This window comes from Pseudomonas sp. Z18(2022), assembly GCF_036346535.1.
Classification (GTDB): Bacteria; Pseudomonadota; Gammaproteobacteria; order Pseudomonadales; family Pseudomonadaceae; genus Aquipseudomonas; species Aquipseudomonas yamanorum_A.
In genome coordinates, this window is the sequence record NZ_JAOTOA010000011.1 from 92129 (window position 1) to 106375 (window position 14247).

The window sequence follows — 14247 nt, forward strand, 5'->3', positions numbered from 1 at the left end:
GTCAGTCGGGCCGTTACTTTTCCCAGTCAGCCTTGGGAATCAACAGGCCATGGTTGCCATTATAGGCGGCGCGCTCGGGCTGCTTCCAGCCTTCAAGCAGCGCGTCGTCCAGGCGGTAGATCTCAACCCCCAACGGCCGGCACACCTTCAGCGGGTCTTCGGCATCCGGGCCCCACATCGGCAGCGACAGGTCGCCGCCGGGGCAGGTGGAGAGGGCGCACAGCAGGTCGATTTCGGCGAAGAACTCCAGGTAGTCGCCCTGCTTGGCCGGGCAGGCTTTCATGAAGTACATGTCGTCGTGATTGAGGCCGGTGCACTGGAAGATGTTCAGCACGTCGTGCACGTCGAACTCGGTCAGGCCGTGGGGCAGCACCGCGCGGGTCAGGTTGGAGTGGCAGTGATGGTGGAAGTCTTCGCCGGTCAGCATCTTGTTCACGTAAGGGTCGCAGCGCGTGCCCAGCAAGTCGTGCAAACGCCCGCCGTGCTCGTCGATGCCGTAGTCGGCCAGGCTGTCGTCGGTGATGGTGACCATCGGCCGCAAAAACGGCAGGTTCGACCACAGGCGGTCGTAGGTCGTGACATGAGCACCTTGCAGCTGGCGGGTGCGCGCTGCCCACATGCGTTCACGGGGGTCGTTGGCGCTCCACACGTTGAAGTCACCGACCTGCGGGCCAACCGGGGTGGTCACGCGGAACACGTGGCCTGCCGGTACTTTCCAGGCACGGCCGGTGCGGATCGGCACTTCGAATTGCTCGATCAGGGTGCGCCCGTCCCGGGACTCGCGCACGCGGTCATAGAAGGCTTTGTCGACCTGCAAGGCAGCGCCTTTGCTGACTTGGTAGGCTGCCGGGTAGTCCTTGTACATGGTGGGTTCTCGCTTCAGGGTTTTGGGAGGCTGCTGAGGATGTCCAGCAGCAGCGATTCGGAGTCGTTGAGGTAGCTGGCCAAGGCTTCGCCGGCGGCTTGCTTGTGGCCGTCAACCAGCAAGTCGTGAATCTGCCGGTCGCGTTCCAGCCAGGGCTTCTGGAAGGTTTCCTCGCTGGGGGCGTTGGAAAACACCAGGCGCATCTGGGCCGCAATATGGGTGAAGAACTCATCCAGCAACGGGCTGCGCATCAGCCCGACGATGTGTTGGTGAAAGCGCAGGCTGTGGGTACCGAAGGCCTGCCAGTTTTCGCGGTCCTGGGCCAGTTGCGCGGCCTCGATGGATTCCAGCATCAGGTCGGACTGGTACTCGCGCAGTGGCTTGCTTGCGGCAATCGCCTGCAGCTCCAGGGTGCGCCGCACCTTGAAGATGTCGCGTACTTCATCCACCCCCAGGCGGCGCACGATCACGCCTTTATTGCGCACGTAACTGGTCAGGCCTTCGCGGCCCAGGTGGTGCAAGGCTTCGCGCACGGTATTGCGCGAAGCGTTGTAGGCGTTGACCAGCTCGCTCTCCACCAGCGGCATGCCGGGCAGCAGGCGGCCGCCGATGATGTCTTCGCGCAGTTCGATGGCAACCTGGTCGGCCAGCGACAGGCTGGGTTCCTTGGCTTGGCTCACGTTGGGGCTCCTTGGGCTCACGCCAGTTGGACGTCTTTGAGGAACTTGGTCATGCGTTCGCTGCGTTGCTCGAGCATTTCACGGGGCGCGGCGTCCTGGATAATCTCGCCGCCTTCCATGAACACCACGCGATCGGAAAGCTTGAACGCAAAGTTCATTTCATGGGTGACGATGACCATGGTCATGCCTTCGCGGGCCAGTTCCTCGATCACCGCCAGCACGTCGCCCACCAGTTCCGGGTCGAGGGCCGAGGTGGGCTCATCAAACAGCATCACCGAGGGCCGCATTGCCAGCGCCCGGGCAATTGCCACGCGCTGCTGTTGGCCGCCGGACAACTGGTGCGGGTATTTGCCGGCGTGCTCCAGCATGCCGACCTTGCGCAACAGGGCCAGGCTCAACAGGCGCAATTCTTCGCTGCCACCATGGGCATGGTAGACGGGCGCGAGCATCACGTTCTCAAGGGCGGTCTTGTGGGGGAACAGGTTGAACCCCTGGAACACCATGCCGACGTGGACGATGCCGCGCATATGCACCTTGTGTCCCAGCGCGCCTTGCGGCTCCCGGGTACCGCGCAGGAACGGCTGGCCTTGCAGGGTGATCTCGCCGCGGTCCAGGCTTTCGAGGCCGTTCATGGTGCGAATCAGCGTGGTCTTGCCTGAGCCCGACGGGCCGATGATCGACACCACCTCGCCCCAGCGCACATTCAGTTCCACGCCCTTGAGCACCTCCAGCTCGCCATAGGCCTTGCGCACGGCGCGGGCCTGCAAGGCAAACTCGCCGGGCTCGGCCTGGCCGGCCGCACGCCGCGTCGCTACCCCGTCAAGTTCGGCGGGGGCGATGGCCTTGGGTTTGCGGCGGGTCACGTCCAGGTGGTTTTCCAGCACGCGCAACAGCCAGCTGAACACCGTCACGATGAACACGTAATAGAACGCCACCGCCAGCATGGTCTCCATCACCAGGAAGTTCTGGGTGTAGAGCTGTTGCCCCACCAGCAGGATTTCCGAGAGCGAAATCACCGACACCAACGAGGTCAGCTTGACGATAGTGATGTACTCGTTGGCCAGTGTGGGCAGCGCCACCCGCAGCGCCTGGGGCACCACGATCAACCGCTGCACGCCGCGATAACCCACGCCCAGCGCCTTGCCGGCTTCCCGCTGGCCCTTGACCACCGCCAGCAGGCCGCCGCGGTGGATCTCGGCGATGTAGGCCGCCTCACTCAGCACCAGGGCGATCAAACCCGCCGAGTAAGGGTTGGACAGCACCACGCTGGTGGACGGAAATACCTGCGGCAGGTTGTAGACGAAGATCAGCAGGACCAGCAACGGCAGGCTGCGGAAGAACCAGATGTAGACGCCGGCGGAGTCCCGCAGCCAACGGCGTTCCGACTGTCGGGCCAGGGCCAGGAAGAACCCCAGGACAATCCCCAGCAGCCAGGTTTCCAGGCTCAGCTCGACCACGGTGCCGACCGCTCGCCAGAAGTCGCCGTTCCACAACAGGCCCAGGGTGTAGTGCCAATCGAATTGCATACATGTGCTCCGCGTTTCAGTTACCCAGTGCCGCACTGATCTCGGCGGCGTTCGGCTCGGCCAGGTTGTAGCGCGCCAGCAGCTTGCCGTAGCTGCCGTCCTGCTTGATCTGGTTCAGGGCGCCGGTCAGTTCCTGGAGCAGTGCCGGGTTTTCCTTGCGCACGGCGAGGCCGACCACCACCGGGTAGATCAGCTCGCTGGAGCTGATCACGGTTTTGCCTTGCAGCTTTTCGACGGTGATCTTGGCCACCGCTGCGTCTTCCATCTGCACATCGACCGCCTGGGCGAGCAAGGCCTGGGCGGCTTCCGGGGAGGTCGGAAACTCGCGGGACTCGATCGCCGGCTTGCCCGTAGGGAGGCAGTATTCAGCCGAGACTTTGTTCAGCTTTGGCACCCATGACGCACCCTTGATCGAGCCGACGCGCTTGCCGCAGAGGTCTTCCGGGCGCTGGGGTTTGAAGTCGCCGGCGCTGAGTACCATCAGCGACGAGCCGGTCTTCAGGTAGCTGAGGAAATCCACCTGCTTGGCACGCTCGGGGGTGACATACAACGCCGAGGCCACCACGTCGAAGCGCTGGGCGTTGACGCCGAGGATCAGGTTGGCGAAACGCGTGTCGAGAAAGCGCGGCTTCAGTCCCAGTTGCGTGCCCATCAACTGCATGAACTCCGGATCGAACCCGGCCGGAGTTTTTTGTTCAAGGTAGGTGTAGGGCGGGTAGGTGAGGTCCGAGCCGATCGACAGCTCGCCCGGCTTGAGGGTGCCCTTGATCTCGGCCGCCGACAGTAGCGGTGCCACACACGCCAGGGTGATCGCCAGCCCCAGGGTGCGCATGGTGGTGTTGCCCGTCAGACCTTTTTGCATGTTCGTCGCCTCGGTTACTGGATACAGGGGTGATTTGGATTGTTCAACAATCCTGTATTAACCATTAAGCCGTTATCGTGCCAACTAATGGATTTGCGCGGTTTTTGACGGTTTTTTAAGCGTGAGAGGGCCTTTTTTTGTACGCACGCACACCAAATCGGGGCGATTCGTTACCGGGCGCTACGTGGTGGGGCAGGAATATTGCGGGGCATAAAGAAGCGACTTATTGATAAAGTGCCGATTCAAAACCGTGAGTGAACCGCAATGCCGTCGATGTCCCAACGCCGCTCGACCTTGATCGCCTTGTTGGTGGCCGTCACCTTCTTCATGGAGAACCTCGATGCCACGGTGATCGCCACCGCGCTGCCGGACATCGCCAAGACCTTCGGCGTGGGCGCGGTGGACGTGAACATCGGCATGAGCGCCTACATGCTCGCCGTCGCGGTGTTCATTCCCATCAGCGGTTGGCTGGCGGACCGCTTTGGCTCGCGGCTGGTATTCGGTTGGGCGATCGTGCTGTTCAGCCTGTCTTCGTTGCTGTGCGGCTTGAGTGACAGCCTGCAGACCTTCGTCGCCGCGCGCGTGTTGCAGGGCATCAGCGGGGCGATGATGGTGCCGGTAGGGCGCCTGGCGGTGTTGCGGGCTACCGAGAAAAAAGACCTGGTGCGGGCGATTTCATTTATCACCTGGCCCGGCCTGGTGGCGCCGATACTCGGGCCACCGGTGGGCGGGTTTATCGTCACTCACGCATCCTGGCCATGGATTTTCTACCTCAACCTGCCGCTGGGCCTGCTGGCATTGATCGCCACGCTGGTACTGATCCCCAAGCGTGACGAAGTGACGTCCCGCACCTTCGATTTCAGCGGTTTCCTGCTGGTAGGCGTCGCCAGTGCGGCGCTGCTGTACGGTGTCGAGCTGCTCGGGCAAAGCCGTGGCAGCCTGTTGCAGGGCCTGTTACTCAGTGCCGCCGGCGTGATGCTTGGCGCCTTTGCCTGGCGCCATATGCGCCGGCATGCACAGCCGTTGCTGGCGCTGGAGGTGGTGAGCGTGCGCACGTTCAGCGTGTGCCTGTGCGGTGGGTCGATTTTTCGGGTGGCCATCAGCACCTTGCCGTTCCTGCTGCCGTTGATGTTTCAACTGGCGTTCGGGCTCTCTGCCTTCGATGCGGGGTTGCTGGTGCTGGCGGTATTTGCCGGAAACCTGGCGATGAAGCCCTTCACCACAGCGGTGATGCAGCGCTGGGGTTTTCGTCCGGTGCTGATGATCAACGGCATTCTCGGCGTACTGGCGATTGCCGCGTGCGCGTTGCTGGACCAGCGCATGAGTTGGGCGCTGATCCTGTTCATTCTGTTCGTGGGCGGCCTGTCACGCTCCATGCAGTTCACCTTGTTCAACACCCTGGGGTTTGCCGACATACCCAAGGCGCAGATGAGCGATGCGTCTACCTTGTTCAGCATGTTTTTCCAGCTGAGCATGGCCATGGGCGTGGCGATTGGTGCGCTGTTGTTACGTTTTGCCATGAATTTACACGGCAACACCGGGCAGGCCGCGACCGCCGATTTTCAGCTGACGTTTCTGTGGGTGGCGGTGATTGCCGGCGTGGCGTTGCTGGATAACCTGCGGCTTCCGGCCCAGGCGGGAGAATCGGTGCTGCAACGCAAGTGAGCCCACGATACCTTCGGGGTATGAAGCAACACCTATTGAATATTGGACGGCCTGTGCCCCCGGCAGCACTCTGCGTTGAAGCAGAAAATCGGGGCCCATAATAATAAAAGAGGCGCAACCATGACCGTGCTATTGAGTGAGCGCAGCCAGATATTTGAGCGGGCCGATGCCTATGTGGTGTCGGACTATGTGAACCAGCATGTGGGCAGCCACCGTATCCGCCTGCCCCCAAAAGGGCGCCCGCAGGCGAGCATCAGCCACCGGACCTTTTCCAGCCTGGACCTGTGCCGTATCAGCTACGGCGCGCCGGTGCGGGTGACGTCGGTAGCGCTGGAAACCATTTACCACCTGCAGGTACTGCTCCAGGGCCATTGCCGCTCGAACGCTCGGGGCGAGGAACTGGTGTTCGGACCGGGGGAGATCCTGCTGATCAACCCGGATGACCCGGTGGACCTGACCTATTCCGCAGACTGCGAAAAATTCATCATCAAATTGCCGGTGCGCCTGCTGGAAAACGCCTGCCTTGAGCAGCACTGGACGCTGCCCCAGGATGGCATCCGTTTCGCGGCAGCGCGGCATGTGCTGACTGAAATGGGCGGGTTCCTGCCGTTGCTCGGGCTGATCTGCCACGAGGCGGAAAACGCCGCCGAGCCCGAACTGCAGGGCCTGTATGAGCGCGTCGTGGCAAACAAGCTGCTGGCGCTGCTGGGCAGCAACGTGCTGCGCGTGATCCCCCGGCCCGATCAGCGCGGCGGCTTTGAAGCGTTGCGCGAGTTTATCGAGGAGCATTTGACCGACGACATCAGCACTGAGCAACTGATGGCCGTGGCCAAGGTCAGCGAGCGCTCGCTGTATACCTTGTTTGAACGCCAGGTCGGCGTTTCGCCCCGTGACTATATCCGCCAACGCAAACTGGAGCGGGTGCACGCCGTGTTGCAGCGGGGCGCTGCGCGCAGCGTCACCGAGGTGGCGCTGGACCACGGGTTTGTGCACCTGGGGCGGTTCTCCGAGGCCTACCGCAAACGCTTTGGCGAGCTGCCGTCCTACACCTGGAAGCGCCGGCTTGCGCCAGGCGGATAACGATTTGCAGCCAGCGGATATTGACGGGTAGGGCAAGTACATAAGGTGGAGGTGCCTGATACAAGAACAACCGAGGGCCTACCCCATGATCAGCACATTCGACCGACTCGCCCGACAATTGCGCGACTCCGTCCAGGAAGATCCCGCCACCGGGGTGTTCCGTTGCCGCCGCGACATCTTCACCGACCCCGACCTGTTCGACCTTGAGATGAAGCATATTTTCGAAGGGGGCTGGGTCTACCTGGCACACGAAAGCCAGGTGCCAGAGATCAACGACTACTTCACCACCTGGATCGGCCGCCAACCCGTGGTCATCACCCGTGACAAACACGGCACGCTCCACGGCCTGGTCAACGCCTGCGCCCACCGTGGCGCCATGCTCTGCCGCCGCAAACAAGGCAACAAAGGCTCGTTTACCTGCCCATTCCACGGCTGGACCTTCAGCAACGCCGGCAAGCTGCTCAAAGTGAAAGACGCCAAGACCGGCGCCTATCCCGACAGCTTCGACTGTGACGGCTCCCACGACCTCAAGCGCCTGGGCCGCTTCGAAAACTATCGCGGCTTCCTGTTCGGCAGCCTCAGCGAGTCGGTGCCGGAACTGAGTGATTATTTGGGTGAAACCCGGGTGATCATCGACCAGATGGTCGACCAGGCACCGCTGGGCCTGGAGGTACTGCGAGGCAGTTCGTCCTATGTGTATGACGGTAACTGGAAGCTGCAGATCGAAAACGGCGCCGACGGTTATCACGTCAGCTCCGTGCACTGGAACTACTCGGCGACCATGGGCCGGCGCAACTACGAAGCCGAAGGCACCCGCACCGTGGACGCCAATGGCTGGTCGAAAAGCCTCGGCGGTGTCTACGCCTTCGAGCACGGCCATATCCTGCTGTGGACGCGCCTGCTCAACCCGCAGGTGCGCCCGGTGCATGCTCACCGTGAGGCCCTGGCCGAGCGCCTGGGCCAGGAACGCGCCGACTTTATCGTCGATCAAACCCGCAACCTTTGTCTCTACCCGAATGTGTACCTGATGGACCAGTTCTCCACGCAGATTCGCGTGGTACGGCCGATTGCCGTGGACAAGACCGAAGTCACGATCTACTGCATGGCACCCAAGGGCGAAAGCGCCGAGGAGCGCACCACGCGCATTCGCCAGTACGAAGACTTCTTCAACGTCAGCGGCATGGGCACGCCGGATGACCTGGAAGAATTCCGCGCCTGCCAGACCGGCTACCAGGGCGCGACCACCTTGTGGAATGACCTCAGCCGTGGCGCGAAACAGTGGGTCGAAGGCGCCGACGAAAACGCCCGGGCCATGGGCATGCACCCGCAGCTCAGTGGGGTGAAAACCGAAGACGAAGGCCTGTTCGTGCGCCAGCACGCCCACTGGGCGCAAAGCCTGCAACGTGCGATCCAGCAGGAGCAACAACGCTTGATCGCCACAGACAAGGAGGTGCTGGCATGAGTGCTTCCCGTGATCGCCTGCTGGACTTTCTGTACCGCGAAGCCCGCCTGCTGGATGACCGCCAGTGGGACGAGTGGCTTGAATGTTACTCACCCAAGGTCGAGTACTGGATGCCCGCGTGGGACGACCACGACACCCTGACCGAAGACCCCCAAAGTGAAATCTCGCTGATCTATTACCCCAGCCGCGACGGCCTGGAAGACCGCGTGTTCCGGATCAAGACCGAACGCTCCAGCGCCAGCACCCCGGAACCGCGCACCGCGCACCTGATCACCAACCTCGAAGTGCTGGCCGACGACGGTCAACACGTGGAGCTGCGTTTCAACTGGCAAACCCTCAGCCATCGGTACAAGACCACGGATACGTATTTCGGCACCTCGTTCTACCGCCTGGACATCCGCGCCGAACAGCCGCTGATCACGCGCAAGAAGGTGGTGCTGAAAAACGACTACATCCACCAGGTCATCGATATCTACCACATCTGAGGACACGCCCATGACGTACTCCATCGCCCTGAACTTCGAGGACGGGGTGACCCGTTTCATCGACTGCAAGGTAGGTGAAAAGGTCCTCGACGCGGCCTTTCGCCAACGTATCAACCTGCCCATGGACTGCTCCGACGGTGTGTGCGGCACCTGCAAATGCCGCTGTGAAACCGGCACCTATGACTTGGGCGACGACTACATCGAAGACGCCCTGAGCGAAGAGGAAGCCGTTGAGCGCCAGGTATTGACCTGTCAGATGGTGCCGCAATCGGACTGCGTGATTGCCGTGCCGGTGCCGTCGGGTGCGTGCAAGACCGGCACCGCGCAGTTTGCCGCCACGGTGGCGAGCATTACCCGGCATGCCGATGCGGCGTTGGAAGTCAGCTTCGACCTGGACCAGGCGCCGGTATTCCTGCCGGGGCAATACGTGAATATCGGTGTGCCTGGCAGTGGGCAGACGCGCTCGTATTCCTTCAGCAGCAAGCCCGGCGACACGCGCGCCAGTTTCCTGATCAAGCACGTGCCCGGCGGGTTGATGAGTGGCTGGCTGGAGCGTGCCCAGCCGGGGGACGCCGTACCGATGACCGGGCCGCTGGGCAGCTTTTACCTGCGTGAAGTGGCGCGGCCCTTGTTGTTGCTGGCGGGCGGTACCGGGTTGGCGCCGTTCCTGTCGATGCTTGAAGTGCTCGCCGAGCGTGGGGAGAACCGGCCGGTGACGCTGATCTACGGCGTGACCCGGGACCAGGACCTGGTGATGGTCGAGGTGCTTGAGGCCTTCGCCAAACACCTGCCCACCTTCAGTTTTGTCACCTGCGTGGCCGACCCGCAGACCGCGCATCCCCGGCAGGGCTACGTCACCCAGCACATGGCCGCAGACCTGCTGAACGAAGGCGACGTGGATGTGTACCTGTGCGGGCCGCCACCGATGGTCGACGCGGTGCGCCAGCACTTCAAGGCCCAGGGCGTAACGCCGGCCAGCTTCCACTACGAGAAGTTCACCCCCAACGCCATCGTCACCGGCGATGCTGCCTGAGGACACCGCTATGAATTCACGTTTTAACACCAAGGTGGCGCTGGTGACCGGCGCCGCCCAGGGCATCGGCCGCCGCGTGGCCGAGCGTTTGCTGGAAGAGGGCGCCTGGCTGGTGGCGGTGGATCGCTCGGAGCTCGTGCATGAGTTGCAGCATGAACGGGCGCTGATCTTCACCGCCGACCTGGAGCAGCATGCCGAATGCGCCCGCGTCATGGCCGCCGCGAAGGCGCGCTTCGGGCGTATCGATATTCTGGTGAACAACGTGGGCGGGACCATCTGGGCCAAGCCGTTCGAGCACTACGCCGAGAATGAAATCGAGGCCGAGGTACGCCGCTCGCTGTTCCCGACGCTGTGGTGCTGCCACTGCGTGTTGCCCTACATGCTGGAACAGGGCAGTGGCGCCATCGTGAATGTCTCGTCCGTGGCCACCCGCGGGGTGAATCGCGTGCCCTATGGCGCGGCCAAGGGCGGTGTCAACGCCCTGACCGCGTGCCTGGCCCTGGAGACCGCCGGCAGCGGCATCCGGGTCAACGCCACCGCGCCCGGCGGCACCGAGGCACCACCACGGCGGATCCCGCGCAACAACCAGCCCCAGAGCGACCAGGAGCGCGTCTGGTACCAACAGATCGTCGACCAGACCCTCGACAGCAGCCCGATGAAACGCTACGGCAGCATTGACGAGCAGGCCGGCGCGATTCTGTTCCTGGCCTGCGACGAGGCCTCCTACATCACCGGCGTGACCTTGCCGGTAGGAGGTGGCGACCTCGGCTGATCCACCGCTGTACCTGCAGACACTGACTCACAACAACAATAATGAGAGCACTGCCATGCGTACCCACGACGTCAATTCGATTATCGATAACGCCCGTTTCAACCGTTTTCACTGGCTGGTGGTCAGCCTGTGTGCCGTGCTGTTGATCTTTGACGGCTATGACTTGTTCATCTACGGCGTGGTGTTGCCGTCGATCATGCAGGAATGGGGCCTGACGCCCTTGCAGGCCGGAGCCCTGGGCAGTTACGCACTGTTTGGGATGATGTTTGGCGCGCTGATTTTCGGCAGCCTGGCCGACAAGTTCGGCCGCCGTAAAGGCATTGCCATCTGCTTTGCATTGTTCAGCGTCGCCACCGTGGTTAACGGCTTTGCCAGCAACCCGACTGAATTCGGGATCTGCCGGTTTATTGCCGGGCTTGGCTGTGGCGGCCTGATGCCCAACGCGGCCGCACTGATTACTGAATACGCACCGAAGAAAATGCGCAGCATCCTGATGGCGGTGATGTTCGGCGGTTACTCCCTGGGCGGCATGCTTTCGGCCGGTGTGGGGATTTTCATGCTGCCGCGTTTTGGCTGGCCATCGATGTTCTTCGCCGCGGCTATCCCGCTGCTGCTGATGCCGCTGATTGTGTATTGGCTGCCCGAATCCATCGGCTTCCTGATTCGCCAGGGCCGCAAGGAACAGGCGCGTGCGCTGCTCAAGCGTCTGTCGCCGCACACCCGGATCGACCCGGAAGATGAGCTGCATATCAGCGCCGGCAAAGGCAAGGGCGCCTCGGTGCTGGAGCTGTTTCGCCATGGCCTGGCGTTACGCACGGCGGCGATCTGGGTCGCGTTTTTCTGCTGCCTGTTGATGGTCTACGCCCTGAGTTCATGGCTGCCCAAACTGATGGCCGGTGCCGGTTACAGCCTGGGATCGAGCCTGTCGTTCCTGCTGGCCCTGAACTTTGGTGGCATCGCCGGGGCGCTGGTCGGTGGCTGGCTGTGTGACCGGCTGAACCTGGTGAAGGTAGTGATCTGCTTCTTCATCGCCGCGCTGGTGTCCATCAGCCTGCTGGGCATCAAGAGCCCGATGCCGGTCCTGTACCTGCTGATCTTTTTTGCGGGCGCCACCACCATCGGCACGCAAATCCTGCTGTACGCCGGGGCTGCGCAACTCTATGGCTTGTCCATTCGCGCCACGGGCCTGGGCTGGGCGTCCGGCATTGGCCGCACCGGCGCCATCGTCGGTCCGCTGTTGGGCGGCGCGCTGATGGGGATTGAACTGCCCCTGCACCTGAACTTCATGGCCTTTGCGATTCCCGGGGCTGTCGCGGTGCTGGCGATGACCGCGTATGCGTTGAATGAGCATCGAGACCGGCCTGCGGGGGTAGTCGCACCGGCGCAGTAACTTCCAGATCTGTCGATAACAATAACTAAGAGCAACGACATGAAAACACAACGTATCTGGCTATCCCTGCTAGGGATGCCCCTTGCGGCGACGGCGGCTGAGGGCGGTTTTATCGAAGGCTCCACGGCCAGCTTGCAGGCCCGCAACTACTACTTCAGCCGCGACTTCTCCGACATCGTCGGCGCCAACAAACAATCCAAGGCAGAGGAGTGGGGCCAGGGTTTTATCCTGACCTACAAATCCGGCTACACCCCGGGGCCCGTGGGCTTTGGCCTGGATGCACTGGGCACCCTGGGCCTCAAGCTCGACAGCAGCCCGGACCGGGCCAATACCGGTTTGCTCCCGGTCAAGGGCGATGGCAGCGCGCCGGATGACTACAGCCGTTTGGGGCTGACCTTCAAGGCGAAGTTCTCCAAAACCGAACTGAAAGTCGGCGAGCTGCAACCCAACCTGCCGGTGCTGGCGTTCAGTGATATTCGCCTGCTGCCGCCGAGTTACCAGGGCGTGAGCGTAAGTTCCGGTGAAATCGCGGGGCTCACGCTGCAGGCCGGGCATTTGACCACCACCAGCCTGCGCAACGAGGCCGGCGCCGAAAAGATGATCGCCATGCTCGGCCATGTGCCGCAGCGCGGAGCCGAGAGTGACGCGTTCAACTACGTCGGTGGCGACTACGCCTTCAACACCAACCGCACCACAGCCAGCTACTGGCACGGCCAACTCAAAGACATCTACCGCCAGGACTTTATCGGGCTCAAGCACAGCCAGCCCATGGGCGACTGGGTGCTCGGCGCCAACCTGGGTTACTACACTGCGCGGGAAGACGGCGATAAGTTGCTCGGCAAGATCGACAACCAGGCGTTTTTTTCGCTGCTGTCGGCCAGGCGTGGCGGGCACACGTTCTATGTCGGTTACCAGGCCATGTACGGCGACAGTGCCTTCCCGCGGGTGTTTGCGAACATCTCGCCGCTGGGCAACGAGGTGCCCACCTACGAGTTCGCCTACACCGACGAACGTTCCTGGCAAGCGCGATACGACTATGACTTCGCCGCGCTGGGCATTCCGGGGTTGACCACCACCGTGCGTTATATCACCGGCAACAACGTGACCACTGGCGCCGGTTACGAAGGCCGTGACCGCGAGCGTGACCTGGATATCGGCTATGTGGTGCAAAGCGGCGCGTTGAGCGGTGTGGGGATTCGGGTGCGTAACGTGATGGCCCGCTCGAACTACCGCAGCGATATCGACGAGAACCGGCTGATCCTCAGTTATACCTGGAAGCTGCTCTAAACGGCGCCCTGGCACGGGCTCGGCTAACGCGTTGCAGTACCGCGGATATAACGCGCCGGCGACGAGCCCAGTGTCTTGCGAAACATGCTGATGAACGAACTGACCGACTCGTACCCCAGCGCTTCGGCGGTTCGTTGCACCGACTCGCCCTCGGCCAGGCTCTGCAAGGCCACGATGATTTGCCATTGCTTGCGCCATTGGCCAAAGGTCAGGCCTGTTTCGTGCTTGACCAGGCGCGCCAGGGACCGCTCGCTCATGGCGACTTGATGCGCCCATTGGGCCATGGTGCAACGATTGGCCGGATCCTGGGCCAGGCCGCGGGCGATCAAGCGCAACTGCGCGGTGGCCGGCAGCGGCAGGTACAACTGTTCCGAGGGGGCCAGTTCCAGCTGTTCGAGGAGCACGCTCGCCACCCGGGCATTGGCAGAGGCGGGCGGGTAGTCCTGGGCTTGGGCGCTCAGGTGCAGGATCAACTCCAGGACCAGCGGCGAAAGCACCAGGGTGCAGCATTTCTCCGGCAAGGCGGCGGCGCCGGGTTCCACAAACAGAAAGCCGATGCTGCCGTTGGCGGTCACGCGGTTGCTGTGGGCCACACCGCCGGGAATCCACACGCCGAAGCCCGACGGCACCATCCACACGCCATCCTCCACGGTGCACACGATGCCGCCGTGATACGCCACCACCAGTTGGCCCTTGCGGTGGCTGTGCACCGGGAATTCAGTGTCGTTGCGCTGGCTGCCGAGCATCAACGCGACGGCGGGCTGATCGAAACTGTCCAGTTCGAATTGATCAATTCCCTGCAGCTTCATCTCGCCCATTGCGCACCGCCTCGATTGTCTGAATTTGATTATATCCTGGCAGCATACTCAATATCGGCAAGGCCTTGCAGCCCCTACCATCGTCACCAAGGCCATCAAGGTGATTGCCGACGGCGAGATTCAACCGATGCTCAGCGAAATAACGATTGCCCACCTCTACATTCCGCCTTTCTTGCTCTACGTGGGTGTTGCAGCCCTGGTTTACGCGCTGCTGGAGCGGATCCTGCGGCGCTGGCTGGACTGGACCTGGCACCCGAGCCTGGCGCGTTTCTTTGTGTCAATGATCGTGCTCTCGACCCTGGTCCTGACGTTTTGAAGGCGC

14 protein-coding genes are annotated in these 14247 nt (G+C 62.5%); 9 read left to right on the forward strand and 5 right to left on the reverse strand.

Features of this window, described 5'->3' with window-relative positions; genetic code table 11:
• Window positions 1-13: 13 nt before the first annotated feature.
• From V3W39_RS20945 to V3W39_RS20960, 4 genes are read right to left on the reverse strand one after another with little or no spacing between them, the layout of a single operon-like run.
• Window positions 14-865 carry an urea carboxylase-associated family protein gene (locus V3W39_RS20945; RefSeq protein WP_003210853.1) on the reverse strand — a complete coding sequence of 284 codons (852 nt, stop codon included), beginning with the start codon at window positions 863-865 and terminating at the stop codon, window positions 14-16.
• A 14-nt stretch (window positions 866-879) separates the two neighbouring features.
• A complete protein-coding gene (locus tag V3W39_RS20950; RefSeq protein ID WP_177045384.1) occupies window positions 880-1545 on the reverse strand; it encodes a GntR family transcriptional regulator in 666 nt (221 codons plus the stop codon).
• Between the two features lie 17 nt (window positions 1546-1562).
• A complete protein-coding gene (locus V3W39_RS20955) occupies window positions 1563-3071 on the reverse strand; it encodes an amino acid ABC transporter permease/ATP-binding protein (RefSeq protein WP_177045382.1) in 1509 nt (502 codons plus the stop codon).
• A 16-nt stretch (window positions 3072-3087) separates the two neighbouring features.
• Window positions 3088-3933: an ABC transporter substrate-binding protein gene (locus V3W39_RS20960; RefSeq protein ID WP_330213257.1), complete on the reverse strand. Its 846-nt coding sequence runs from the start codon at window positions 3931-3933 to the stop codon at window positions 3088-3090.
• A 264-nt stretch (window positions 3934-4197) separates the two neighbouring features.
• On the opposite strand from V3W39_RS20960, the gene V3W39_RS20965 reads away from it, so the two are divergent.
• The 8 genes from V3W39_RS20965 (at window position 4198) to V3W39_RS21000 (ending at window position 13107) form a co-directional block, all read left to right on the forward strand.
• The gene (locus tag V3W39_RS20965) at window positions 4198-5598 is read left to right on the forward strand and encodes a DHA2 family efflux MFS transporter permease subunit (protein ID WP_177045378.1); all 1401 of its coding nucleotides are present in this window, start codon (window positions 4198-4200) and stop codon (window positions 5596-5598) included.
• Window positions 5599-5718: 120 nt separating this feature from the next.
• On the forward strand, window positions 5719-6678 hold the full coding sequence (locus V3W39_RS20970) for an AraC family transcriptional regulator (protein ID WP_177077547.1): 960 nt from the start codon (window positions 5719-5721) through the stop codon (window positions 6676-6678).
• A gap of 85 nt (window positions 6679-6763) precedes the next feature.
• A complete protein-coding gene (locus V3W39_RS20975; protein ID WP_177121175.1) occupies window positions 6764-8140 on the forward strand; it encodes a Rieske 2Fe-2S domain-containing protein in 1377 nt (458 codons plus the stop codon).
• Window positions 8137-8625 (forward strand): benzoate 1,2-dioxygenase small subunit, encoded by a 489-nt coding sequence (gene benB / locus V3W39_RS20980; RefSeq protein ID WP_008433833.1) that lies wholly within the window; start codon window positions 8137-8139, stop codon window positions 8623-8625. The genes V3W39_RS20975 and benB overlap by 4 nt, the downstream gene beginning before the upstream one ends.
• Window positions 8626-8635: 10 nt before the next feature.
• On the forward strand, window positions 8636-9658 hold the full coding sequence (benC, locus tag V3W39_RS20985) for a benzoate 1,2-dioxygenase electron transfer component BenC (protein WP_177045365.1): 1023 nt from the start codon (window positions 8636-8638) through the stop codon (window positions 9656-9658).
• Between the two features lie 10 nt (window positions 9659-9668).
• Entirely contained in the window at window positions 9669-10430 is a 762-nt protein-coding gene (locus tag V3W39_RS20990; RefSeq protein ID WP_177077555.1) for a 1,6-dihydroxycyclohexa-2,4-diene-1-carboxylate dehydrogenase, read from the forward strand.
• A gap of 55 nt (window positions 10431-10485) precedes the next feature.
• On the forward strand, window positions 10486-11820 hold the full coding sequence (locus tag V3W39_RS20995) for an MFS transporter (RefSeq protein ID WP_177045361.1): 1335 nt from the start codon (window positions 10486-10488) through the stop codon (window positions 11818-11820).
• 39 nt (window positions 11821-11859) lie between these two features.
• Window positions 11860-13107: an OprD family porin gene (locus tag V3W39_RS21000; RefSeq protein ID WP_330213258.1), complete on the forward strand. Its 1248-nt coding sequence runs from the start codon at window positions 11860-11862 to the stop codon at window positions 13105-13107.
• A 23-nt stretch (window positions 13108-13130) separates the two neighbouring features.
• On the opposite strand, the gene V3W39_RS21005 is transcribed toward V3W39_RS21000, so the two are convergent.
• Window positions 13131-13925: an AraC family transcriptional regulator gene (locus tag V3W39_RS21005; protein ID WP_177077561.1), complete on the reverse strand. Its 795-nt coding sequence runs from the start codon at window positions 13923-13925 to the stop codon at window positions 13131-13133.
• Window positions 13926-14052: 127 nt separating this feature from the next.
• Between V3W39_RS21005 and V3W39_RS33820 the strand changes: the two genes are divergently transcribed.
• On the forward strand, window positions 14053-14241 hold the full coding sequence (locus V3W39_RS33820; protein WP_442968419.1) for a DUF1656 domain-containing protein: 189 nt from the start codon (window positions 14053-14055) through the stop codon (window positions 14239-14241).
• The last annotated feature ends 6 nt before the right edge of the window (window positions 14242-14247 follow it).

Bases quoted from the DNA above. Each gene is read 5' to 3' on its own strand.
- V3W39_RS20945 (WP_003210853.1), bottom strand. From the start codon at position 865: ATGTACAAGGACTACCCGGCAGCCTACCAAGTCAGCAAAGGCGCTGCC.
- V3W39_RS20955 (WP_177045382.1), bottom strand. From the start codon at position 3,071: ATGCAATTCGATTGGCACTACACCCTGGGCCTGTTGTGGAACGGCGAC.
- V3W39_RS20960 (WP_330213257.1), bottom strand. From the start codon at position 3,933: ATGCAAAAAGGTCTGACGGGCAACACCACCATGCGCACCCTGGGGCTG.
- V3W39_RS20965 (WP_177045378.1), top strand. From the start codon at position 4,198: ATGCCGTCGATGTCCCAACGCCGCTCGACCTTGATCGCCTTGTTGGTG.
- V3W39_RS20970 (WP_177077547.1), top strand. From the start codon at position 5,719: ATGACCGTGCTATTGAGTGAGCGCAGCCAGATATTTGAGCGGGCCGAT.
- V3W39_RS20975 (WP_177121175.1), top strand. From the start codon at position 6,764: ATGATCAGCACATTCGACCGACTCGCCCGACAATTGCGCGACTCCGTC.
- benB (WP_008433833.1), top strand. From the start codon at position 8,137: ATGAGTGCTTCCCGTGATCGCCTGCTGGACTTTCTGTACCGCGAAGCC.
- benC (WP_177045365.1), top strand. From the start codon at position 8,636: ATGACGTACTCCATCGCCCTGAACTTCGAGGACGGGGTGACCCGTTTC.
- V3W39_RS20990 (WP_177077555.1), top strand. From the start codon at position 9,669: ATGAATTCACGTTTTAACACCAAGGTGGCGCTGGTGACCGGCGCCGCC.
- V3W39_RS20995 (WP_177045361.1), top strand. From the start codon at position 10,486: ATGCGTACCCACGACGTCAATTCGATTATCGATAACGCCCGTTTCAAC.
- V3W39_RS21000 (WP_330213258.1), top strand. From the start codon at position 11,860: ATGAAAACACAACGTATCTGGCTATCCCTGCTAGGGATGCCCCTTGCG.
- V3W39_RS21005 (WP_177077561.1), bottom strand. From the start codon at position 13,925: ATGGGCGAGATGAAGCTGCAGGGAATTGATCAATTCGAACTGGACAGT.
- V3W39_RS33820 (WP_442968419.1), top strand. From the start codon at position 14,053: ATGCTCAGCGAAATAACGATTGCCCACCTCTACATTCCGCCTTTCTTG.